The 10,332-nt window shown below is 47.9% G+C and carries 7 protein-coding genes; 4 read left to right on the top strand and 3 right to left on the bottom strand.

The genetic code is table 11. From position 1 onward, the window contains the following. The first annotated feature begins 335 nt into the window (after positions 1 to 335). Entirely contained in the window at positions 336 to 899 is a 564-nt protein-coding gene (locus QUB16_RS31895; RefSeq protein ID WP_333322298.1) for a transcriptional regulator, read from the top strand. A 34-nt stretch (positions 900 to 933) separates the two neighbouring features. On the opposite strand, the gene QUB16_RS31890 is transcribed toward QUB16_RS31895, so the two are convergent. From QUB16_RS31890 to QUB16_RS31880, 3 genes are all read right to left on the bottom strand, one after another. Then, complete coding sequence (locus QUB16_RS31890; RefSeq protein WP_333322296.1) at positions 934 to 1,095, bottom strand: hypothetical protein; 162 nt, start codon at positions 1,093 to 1,095, stop codon at positions 934 to 936. Positions 1,096 to 1,355: 260 nt separating this feature from the next. Then, positions 1,356 to 3,284, bottom strand: a complete 1,929-nt coding sequence (locus QUB16_RS31885) for a penicillin-binding protein 2 (protein ID WP_333322295.1) — start codon at positions 3,282 to 3,284, stop codon at positions 1,356 to 1,358. Between the two features lie 296 nt (positions 3,285 to 3,580). Next, positions 3,581 to 4,159 carry a hypothetical protein gene (locus QUB16_RS31880; RefSeq protein ID WP_333322293.1) on the bottom strand — a complete coding sequence of 193 codons (579 nt, stop codon included), beginning with the start codon at positions 4,157 to 4,159 and terminating at the stop codon, positions 3,581 to 3,583. 337 nt (positions 4,160 to 4,496) lie between these two features. On the opposite strand from QUB16_RS31880, the gene QUB16_RS31875 reads away from it, so the two are divergent. The 3 genes from QUB16_RS31875 (at position 4,497) to glgB (ending at position 10,087) form a co-directional block, all read left to right on the top strand. Continuing rightward, a complete protein-coding gene (locus tag QUB16_RS31875; RefSeq protein ID WP_333322291.1) occupies positions 4,497 to 4,724 on the top strand; it encodes a serine protease in 228 nt (75 codons plus the stop codon). A gap of 1,401 nt (positions 4,725 to 6,125) precedes the next feature. Continuing rightward, positions 6,126 to 7,559, top strand: coding sequence for a transposase (locus tag QUB16_RS31870; protein ID WP_333322289.1), 1,434 nt, complete (start codon positions 6,126 to 6,128; stop codon positions 7,557 to 7,559). A 233-nt stretch (positions 7,560 to 7,792) separates the two neighbouring features. Then, entirely contained in the window at positions 7,793 to 10,087 is a 2,295-nt protein-coding gene (gene glgB / locus QUB16_RS31865; protein ID WP_333322288.1) for a 1,4-alpha-glucan branching enzyme, read from the top strand. Positions 10,088 to 10,332 lie beyond the last annotated feature (245 nt).

Below are 10,332 nucleotides of genomic sequence, written 5' to 3'. Positions count from 1 at the left end.
GCCCGTCCAAAAAGGCCGGGCGGGACGCCCATCCCACAATAACAATTAAAATTGTAAGTTATTTAATTCGCGATCCGATCGACAAAATTGCTGTAGGGAAACGGCACTACCGTTTCCTGACTGCCGTTTTCTTACCCGCAGTTTTTTTTAAAGTCGCATAAATTTTCAGTAAATACCGATCTACACACTCGCCAAACCCAAAGTTAAAATATACCCAATAAAAAATAGCTCCTCCTAGCTGTTTTTTGGCCCAGCTAAATATCAGGGAGTGCATCTACGTGTCAATAAATAAAATGCTAAAAGGCAGAGCCACTACACCTGCCCCAGGTTTTACCATGATTGAGCTATTGATAATTATTTTAATCATAGGAATATTTAGTGCGATCGTCGCCCCCTCTTGGCTAATGTTTATCAACAACCACCGTTTAAAGGTATCGCTCGATCGAGCTTATTGGGCAATGGAACTTGCCCGCAGCAACGCCAAACGATCCAAAATTTCATGGCAAGCCAGCTTCAAACAAGTAGGAGAAAACGTACAAGTAGCAGTCCATCCAGCCGACATTCCCCCCGGCCAAGTAGCAGCCAGTCAATGGAAAAACCTAGAACCGCAAATTCAAATAGATACAAATGAAACAACAGTGCTCCAAGTAAATGAAAACAACGAGCAAAAAACAAAGGGCACAATCCGGCGCGTCATGTTCAACCACAGAGGTTGCCCCGTATCTCGAAGCGACCACGACTGCACCCTAACGAGTATAAGAGCCAAAGGAACCCTAACACTATATCATCCCAACTTAAGAAACAGCCAACGCTGCATCATCATCTCCACTCTCCTAGGACATAAACGCACCTCCCAAAGACAATTAAAACCCAACGACAACAAAAGATATTGTTACTGAGTCACTGATGTAGGGTGCGTCAGGGAAAACGATATTACCCGAAATCAGGACACGGCAGTGCCGTTTCCCTACAAATCCGGCGATCGTTACATCCGATCGCCCGATGAATTATTTTGGGGTAGGGAAACGGCATTGCCGTGCCCTCAATAGCCTTGTTGTCGATGCTTATATTCGATGTCAATTCCTGACGCAACATCTCCGATATAACTCACATCTTGCACCATTCTCAAGAACAGGCTTTTCGGCCTGTTCCACAAAGAGTGAATTTTCTTGTGGAACGGGAGCATCTCAGTTTTGTAAAAAGCATTTTTTTTATTGTAGTGCGAGCGTCCCCGCTCGCGTATTGTACAATACGCGAGCGGGGACGCTCGCACTGTAAATGCAAAACTGAGATGCTCCCTGTGGAACAGGCCAGAAAGCCTGTTGCTGACGGTGCAACATCTCAGATATAATCAACTACTTCTTACTCGGCGCAATTTTCTCAATAGAAATCAGCGCCTCCATCACCGACTCCACAATCGGCGCCGCCACCGTCCCCCCCGAAGAACCCTCCTTCGGCTCATCAATCACCGCCAAAACCACATACCGAGGAGCCTCCACAGGCATGATCCCCACAAAGCTAGTAATAATCGCCTTGTCAGAATAACCCCCACCAGCATTAGCTTTTTGAGCCGTGCCCGTTTTTCCAGCAATCCGATACCCAGGAATTTGTGCAGCTTTCCCCGTACCACCATCAACCACAGTTTCCATCATTTCTAACACCTGCTTAGTAGTTTCCGGCGAAAAAACCTGCTTTGGAACCGGCCTCGGAAGCTTCCAATAAGCTTCACCATCCCTATCAAAAAGTCCCCGCACAACGTGAGGAGTCACCAACTTGCCACCATTAGCCAAAGCGCCGTTAAGCTGCACCAACTGCATCGGAGTAATCGAAAAACCCTGACCAAAAGCAGTAGTAGCAACTTCCACAGGAGAGTTAATAAATTGCTCTCGATTTTTAAGTTGACTGCTTACTTCAAAAGGCAAATCAGTTCCCGCCGTTTGTCCGAGTCCGAGTTTTTCTAAAGCTTGATAGTAAAGAGAAGGTTTCATGGTTCTCATCATGTGCACCATCCCCACATTACTAGAATGTTTCAAAATCTCAGTAACAGTCGAAGGGCCGCGCGCTCCTGCTCTTTGGTAATCGGAATTTTGGATAGTCCAGGGATTCATGTAAATCCGACCTTCATCGTTAAACACAGTATTAGGTTTCACCGCACCCGCTTCCAGAGCGATCGCCACATTAATCGCTTTAAAAGTCGAACCAGGCTCATAAACATCAGTTACAGCCCAATTTTTATAGCGCGACAAATCGAAATTAAAATATTGATTCGGGTCATAAGAAGGTTCCGCTACCACTGACAGCAATTCCCCGTTACTGGCATCCATTACAATCACTGTGCCCCGCTTCGCATCGTGTTGCTTCATTTTTTCCTTGAGGACACTTCGGGCCGCCCGCTGCAAGCGACTGTCGATCGTCAATTGCAATTTCAAGTCATCAAGCTGCACAAATCCCGCCGTCAGCCGATCGGGCACCCAATTCCCATTGCTCGACCTGCTAAACTGAATCGACGGCATCGATCGTTCCAACAAATTCTGCTGGCTGTATTCCACCCCGGCTTGTCCCTTCCGTTCCCCGTCCACATAACCGAGGATATCAGCCGCCAACTCCTGCTGCGGGTAAAAACGCTGCTGCTGCCGCAGCAACTCCAAGCCATCCACCAGACTCTCTTTAATTTGCATCCCAGCGACGCGATCGGCAACCTCTTGAGGTAGAGACTCCGCAATTGTAATGCCGCTTTCAGCAAGATTAAACCTGCGTATCAGTTCAGTTTCCGACGTAGTGCCCGGAGTCAGTTCGATCGCCAGCATCGGAGCCAATAAAGCCGCTATTTCCGCCTTCGAGTGGTTAAACAACTTCGGGTGAGCGTAGAGCGTGTACACCTGTCTGTCGATCGCCAAAACATTCCCTGCGCGGTCAATTATCGGGCGTCTCGGTACAAACGGCTTCGTTTTGAGAGTTTGCTGCTGAAGAGCCTGTTTACGCAGCGCCGGAGCTCGCGTCACCTGCAAATAAAACAAATTCACAGCCAGCCCCAGCCCCCCCAGCATCAACACCGCCCACACGGCCCACAAACGGAACTTGCTGCGCTTTAAACGCTCCACCGGTCGCCCCCAAGATGCAGCCGTCTGTTGTGGCGATCGGCCGAAACTGCCGGAATATCTAGGTTTGGCTGGTTTTTCCCACCCAGTACGCGCGGCGAAGCTATCCCGTAGGGAATCGCCCGCCTGTTTTGGGCGTTTGAAATTCGGCGATCTGTAGCGGTCAAAACGGGGGTCGTAGCTCATGGCATTAAAAATTCAATAGCAAGTTAGAGCGTTTTAGAATTTAGAATTTAGAATTTAGAATTTAGAAGAGAAAATTCAAGACTTGGGAATGAGCGATCGCTATCAGGGTTTGGATCAGACCTACAGTTGCATTCTGTTTTTTGAAGTGGTGTTAATTATTTTTAACTTGTAACTTCCGGTTGCAAGCAGAAAATCGATCGCGACTTGCAAAAAAGTCAAAAAGGAAATTAGATCCTCAAATTCTCAGGCCCTCGGAGAAGGAAGGCCCGGAGGGCGCTCTCGGCTTTGACACAGGCTTAATAGCCCAGCGGTGTTTCCACACCGCCTCCCTTCTTGAGAGCGGGCTCAGAATTTGGTGCCGCAACGGGCGATCGGGTTTCAGGGGCCGGCTGCAAGAAAATCGTGTTCCCAGGATTCTGTGGAGCCAAACCGGTTTCGGGATTTTGGGCTTCTTTAGCAAGTTGGTGTTTCAAGACTTCGCTAGCAGCACTCAACTGCTGTTCTTGGAGGCGCAGAGTTTCCAGTTTTTGATAATCCTGACTCCAGCGCTGCTCGCCGTAAACAGTCAAGCCGTAGAGACTCAGAGCACCGCCCAAAAGCATAACTGCTACCACTGAGGAGGCGCGCTGTGCCTGCAGGAGCGATCGCAACCACACTGGCTGCTGCTGGCGATTGGGCAGGACTTTGAGCACCGATGCGGACGATCGAGCCATCGCCTGTTCGTCGTTTGCTGGCGAGTAGTTGGGCAATACCGGCCCTGTCTTCGCCCGCCTAGCTTTGGCAATAGAAGTAACTTTGCTTTTGGCTGGGCCAGCAGCGGGCTTGCGGGTCGATCGGGAGCGGGGAGAATCGGGGGATCTGATAGCAGCGGTCATAGAGTTCACCAATAAGTAAAGTGGGGTAGCTTCAGCTTGATTGAGCTTAAGAGTTTTTTGTCTCCCAGATCGCCAGTTGTGGCAATCTGCGTTCGATCGGTTATCCTTACCAAGGATACCTCACAAGCCAACCAACCCATCCTACCACTGGTCTCTTTGACTTCAGGATTTGCCAAAAAAAAGAAATCTTTGCTGGTTAGCGATAATCTATGTGAAATTTATTAATAAATGCAGTATTGTAATCAACGAGCGAATCGTTGATCTATTCGTGCCAGCATTGTTTCTCAAGTACACTCTTCCCTTCCTTGCGATGGGTTTTCAATCTTAAGGAGTTTTTATGAACAAGGGATTAATTCGTTTGACTTTGGTCGTGGGCTTGGCAGTAGCCCTCGGCGCCTGCGGAGGAGATACCACCAGCCCCAGCTCCCCTAGCCCCTCTCCGGGCGGCCCTGGTGGCACTGGCACTACTACTACTCCCCCTGCTTCTTCTGCATCTCCAAAAGCCACTCCTGGGGCTGGTGGTGCAACTACTACCCCTGCCCCTTCTCCTAAAAAGTCTCCCTAACTAGGGCGATCCGAGAGTGTTTGCCCAACGAGCCTAGCCTCCAGGTGAAAAATCGTTCGCTCCTCGCATTTTTTCATCTCAGAGGTCTAGGTCTCAAGTTGGGTGTTAGTTGTAGTCTGATGCTTTTACTACTGTTCCGTACATCCCCTTACTGCCACCAAGTCCGCTTAGCGCTGGGTTACAAGGGCATTAGCTTTCAAGTATAAAATTTGACTCCCGGTATGCAGGTTTTGAAACTCAAGTCTGTGACGGGAGGTTTGAGGACAGTGCCAGTGCTGCTGCCTCAACTCGAAGGTCAATCGATTTTAGATTTTAGATTTTAGATTTTAGATTTTAGAGGCGACCCCACGGATAAATGCGGGGGCTTGAGAATTTTCGATTTTCGATTTTGGATTGATTCCACGGATAAATCACGTGGCGGGTACCACCTTTGAAATTCTTGGTCAACCGGAGGCGAGCGCAGACTCGACGAAAATTTTGCACGATCGAGTCTCGTTTTCCTTCCCGGCCGCTGTTGCCCGCAGACGAGAGGAAAGTAAGCTTAGGCTTCGATGATCGAATACAGGCTCGATGAAAGCATGGACATTGCTACTCGATGTGTTTACTGCGAGTTTCGCGCCGCTGCGGGCAAGCAAATCGACCCGTCTGTTTTGAGCCAGTTTAGTGATTCAATTGGCGCCGTGCCACTGCGGTATTAACCCTGCCTCGGCAAAACTCGCTCCCGTTGCGCCTGAGTGCTGCTTTAAACCTATTGCACCGTCGCTGGTAGCATGGTGCTAGTTTGGTAGGCGATGCCTTGAGCATGGCAGATATTGCTTGCTGCTGTCGCCATACTGAGTCCTTTAGCTTTGATTCCTAAATACCGAGTTAAGCATCCTTCGCTGTTTGAGCGTATTGCCCAAATTCACCGACTTTGTGGGCAAACCCCGCCTCCGAGATGTGAAAGTCTACCGATCGGGCGATGCTCCCTGCCTGAAAATTCCAGGTAAACTATTAACTGCTCCCCAACACTTACAGGGTTGACCCTCCGGGAGTGGCAAATCGACAAGAGTTTAAAAATATCCCTTATCACATATAAAAAAATAAGTCAAGGATATTTGGGAAAAAATATAAATTTTTCAATTTGTTTTAACTACCAGCCGGGAAGTCCCTCGGTATATTTAGAGGGGACACATCTGAGCGCTGCGCGAAGTACCCCGAATAAATTACGCCCGCGTGATGGAAAGAAGCGTCGGGTGGAGGGACGGAAACCGACAATTAGACTTAGCCACTATGAATTAATCTTCGGAAGTATCTTGATTTTCGATGTACTTCCTAAGTGTTGAAAGGGTAATCTTTGGTGTGGCATTTTGGACATACACAAACTATACTATGCAAAGGTCGAAAAAAGAAAGTTAAAAAATGCAACTCACTTACAAATACCGCCTCAAACCCACAAAAGCCCAACTAACAACGATGGTGGCTCACCTAGAGCTCTGTCGTCGGCAGTACAACTACCGACTTGGCGATAGATTTAGGTGGTGGTCAGCCACGAGAACACCTATCAACGCCTGCCCCTTGATTGTTTCGATAGTCCCGATTGAGGAAATTTATCAAAATATTCCTTTGACGAGAGTGCAAACTAGGGATGGTAGAAAAAAGGATGAGTCAGGCAATCCTTTGACCAGGAAAGGTGACGTTTTATCGAACATTGAAGGCGGATATGTACAGTGGCAAACCATACAACTGGCTGACCTGAAAAACACAAAAAAGCTATTTCCTGATTATAAAGTGTTGGACTCTCAGGTTTTGCAAGATGTCGTCAACAGAGTGGAAACTTCCTTTTCAAATTTCACGACGCCCGATAAAAATGGCAATCGTAGAGGCAAGCCCAGATTCAAAGGGCTTCATTACTACAAATCTTTCACTTATCCTCAACTAGACAATCTTGATATTGTCAAGGACGAGCAAAATAGGATTTGTATTGACCTCGCAAAAATAGGTCAAGTACCTATGGTTTTCCACCGTCCAATACCAACAAGGTTCACAGTTAAGACGGGAACAGTTATCAGAGAAGCTGATGGGTGGTATATCTCCCTGACGCTAGAAGATAAAACAGTTCCCGTAACGGTTGCAGAAATTCAACCGACGGTCGAAAATACTGTTGGCATCGATCTGGGAATCACTAATTACGTCTATCTTTCCAATGGCGAGAGAGTTGAGAATCCTAGGTTTTTGAGGAAGTCTGCCCAGAAATTGGCAAAACTTCAAGCGAACTTAGCTAATAGAGTCAAGGGTTCTAAGCCTGGGAAGATTATCAAGGACAAGATTTCCAAACTCCATCAGTTTGTAGCTAGAGCTAGATTAGATTTTCAGTTTAAAACTGCACATGAGCTATTCGGTAAATGTGAGGTTTTAGTTGTTGAAGACTTGAGTGTCAAAAATTTAACTAGACGTGCCAAGCCCAAGACTGATGTTGAAAATGGTAATTTGGTTTATTTGCCGAACGGTCAGTCAGCTAAAAGTGGCTTGAATAAATCCATGCTTGATGCTGCTCATGGGCAATTCGCCAGCGTCCTAAAATATGTCGCCTGGAAATTGGGTAAAAGCATTTTGTTTGTCTCTCCAAGAGGAACTTCTCAACATTACTGGAATTGCCTCAACAAAGTACCGAAAGAATTGTCGGAGCGCTGGCATTCTTGTCAATGCGGAGAATCTTTGGATCGAGATAAAAACTCAGCTAAGCTTATAAAGAGAATTGGTCTAAGTTACGAAAGTGGCGGGGGAACTCCGTCACTCAAAAAAGCCTTTGAAAAAAAGGAAAAAGAAGCCTGCGGTCTAACTGTACTCAGTTGACCGTCAGGTTCGTTCACTATTTCTATACTTAGATGTTAGCAGTAAAACCCCAGCTCGGCCGTCGGCAAGGCAACAGCCTGCTGTGTGTGCAAGGACGCGGGCTGGATCTGCAGCAGTCAAGATCGTGCTAATCAGTGGTAGGATCAGCAATCAAAAATGTATCGAAATGTAAAGTGCAGCGCCGCTCTAGGTTTTGAAAGCCATTTAGTTAAAAGATTGAGGTAAGTAGTTTTATGCCCGCGACCGTCCCCTTTGAACAGATTGACCGCATTGTTTGGAATCAGCACCAAGATCCATTTGAAGTGCTAGGCCCTCACGCGATCGAAGAAAATGGCAAAAAAGTCTGGGTCGTCCGAGCTTATCTGCCGAATGCGGATGCGGTATCCGTAGTTTTGCCGGAGGCCAGGGCCGAATACCCGATGAAATCAGATCATCACCCTCACTTTTTTGAATGTACGATCGACACCCCAGAACTAGCAAACTATCAATTGCGGGTCAAAGAAGGGGAACACGAGCGCTTCATATACGATCCCTACGCCTTTCGATCGCCCAAACTCACAGAATTCGACCAGCACCTATTCTCAGAAGGCAATCACCACCGGATTTATGAAAAACTCGGGGCGCACCTCACCGAAGTAGACGGCATCACAGGAGTATATTTTGCCGTTTGGGCCCCGAATGCTCGCAATGTCTCTGTTTTAGGAGATTTCAACTATTGGGACGGCCGCAAACATCAAATGCGGAAATCGCAAAACGGCATCTGGGAATTATTTATTCCGGGACTATCCGTGGGAACTTCCTACAAATACGAAGTGAAAAACCAAGACGGACATCCCTACGAAAAGTCCGATCCTTATGGTTTCCAGCAAGAAGTGCGGCCGAAAACAGCATCAATTGTCACCGACTTAAGCACCTACACTTGGAACGACAGCGCTTGGATCGAAAAGCGGCGGCACACAGACCCACTGACGCAGCCGGTTTCGGTTTACGAATGCCACATCGGTTCTTGGCTGCACGCCGCTACTGACGAACCCGCCGTGCTACCAAATGGGGAAATACAACCTCCGGTGCAGGTTTCGGAACTGAATCCTGGGGCGCGCTTTCTGACTTACCGGGAATTAGCCGATCGGCTGATACCCTACGTCAAAGATTTGGGATTCACCCACATCGAAATGCTGCCCATCGCCGAACATCCTTTCGACGGTTCTTGGGGCTATCAAGTCACCGGTTATTTCGCCCCAACCTCCCGCTACGGCACACCTGAAGATTTCATGTATTTTGTTGACCAGTGCCACGCCAACGGCATTGGCGTACTGGTGGACTGGGTACCGGGACATTTCCCCAAAGACGGCCACGGTTTGGCTTTCTTTGACGGAACTCACTTGTACGAACACGCCGACCCCCGCAAGGGCGAGCACAAAGAGTGGGGAACCCTAGTATTTAACTACGGCCGCAACGAAGTGCGGAATTTCCTAGTATCAAACGCTCTGTTCTGGTTTGACAAGTACCACATCGACGGGATTCGCGTAGATGCGGTGGCTTCGATGCTTTATTTGGATTACTGCCGCGAACCGGGAGAATGGCTGACCAACCAGTACGGGGGCCGGGAAAATATCGAGGCTGCAGATTTTCTGCGTCAGGCGAATCACGTCATTTTTAGCTATTTCCCAGGGGCGCTGTCGATCGCCGAAGAATCTACCTCTTGGCCGATGGTATCTTGGCCGACCTATGTAGGCGGTTTGGGTTTCAACCTGAAGTGGAACATGGGTTGGATGCACGATATGCTCGACTATTACCACATGGACCCGTGGTTCCGCCAGTTCCACCAGAACAACATAACTTTCAGTATGTGGTACAACCACAGCGAGAATTTCATGCTGGCTTTGTCCCACGATGAAGTAGTGCACGGCAAAGCCCACATCATCGGGAAAATGCCAGGGGACGAATGGCAAAAGTTTGCAAACGTGCGGTGTTTGTTTACTTTTATGTTTGCTCATCCCGGCAAGAAAACGATCTTTATGGGGATGGAGTTCGGCCAGTGGCACGAGTGGAACGTTTGGGGGGATTTGCAGTGGCAGTTGCTGCAATTCGAGCCGCACCAAAAGTTGAAGCTGTTTTTTAAAGATTTGAACAATTTGTACCGCAGCGAAACGGCACTTTACAGTCAAGATTTTGCTGAGGATGGGTTTGAGTGGATTGATTGCAGCGACAATCGACACAGTGTCGTGGCATTTGTGCGCCGAGAGAAGGATGGCGACGAGTTTGTGGTGACGGTGTGCAATTTTACGCCGCAGCCCCACTCTCACTATCGCGTAGGAGTACCGGAACCAGGTTTCTATACGGAGTTGTTTAACAGCGATGCGCGGGAATACGGCGGTAGCAATATGGGGAATTTGGGGGGCAAGTGGACTGAGGAGTGGTGGTTCCACAACAGTGCTTATTCGATCGACTTGTGTTTGCCACCTTTGGGGGTGTTGATCTTAAAGCTCGATCGGGCAAAAACCACAGCAAAATCTCAACAGTTTTAAGTTGTGAGTCGTGAGAGTTTTGAGTTAAGAAGAATCAAAACTCTATTAAACCTAAAAATTTGAGGGTATTCAGAAACCCGGTTTTTTGGACAAACCGGGTTTTTTCTGTTTTGTTGTTGCGAAAAAAGGAAGTTCTGCAACGGATTCGCTTTCTTGGGATTTAAGGAGTTTAGGATCGCGAATTAAATAACTTACAATTTTAATTGTTATTGTGGGATGGGCGTCCCGCCCGTCCTTTTTGGACG

Source organism: Microcoleus sp. D3_18a_C4, from assembly GCF_036702415.1.
Taxonomy (GTDB): domain Bacteria; phylum Cyanobacteriota; class Cyanobacteriia; order Cyanobacteriales; family Microcoleaceae; genus Microcoleus.
The sequence above is the reverse complement of the archived record's forward strand: the minus strand, read 5'-3'. Positions and strand labels throughout refer to the sequence as shown.

Bases quoted from the DNA above. Each gene is read 5' to 3' on its own strand.
- QUB16_RS31875 (WP_333322291.1), top strand. From the start codon at position 4,497: ATGAACAAGGGATTAATTCGTTTGACTTTGGTCGTGGGCTTGGCAGTA.
- QUB16_RS31895 (WP_333322298.1), top strand. From the start codon at position 336: ATGATTGAGCTATTGATAATTATTTTAATCATAGGAATATTTAGTGCG.
- QUB16_RS31880 (WP_333322293.1), bottom strand. From the start codon at position 4,159: ATGACCGCTGCTATCAGATCCCCCGATTCTCCCCGCTCCCGATCGACC.
- QUB16_RS31885 (WP_333322295.1), bottom strand. From the start codon at position 3,284: ATGAGCTACGACCCCCGTTTTGACCGCTACAGATCGCCGAATTTCAAA.
- glgB (WP_333322288.1), top strand. From the start codon at position 7,793: ATGCCCGCGACCGTCCCCTTTGAACAGATTGACCGCATTGTTTGGAAT.
- QUB16_RS31890 (WP_333322296.1), bottom strand. From the start codon at position 1,095: ATGTTGCGTCAGGAATTGACATCGAATATAAGCATCGACAACAAGGCT.
- QUB16_RS31870 (WP_333322289.1), top strand. From the start codon at position 6,126: ATGCAACTCACTTACAAATACCGCCTCAAACCCACAAAAGCCCAACTA.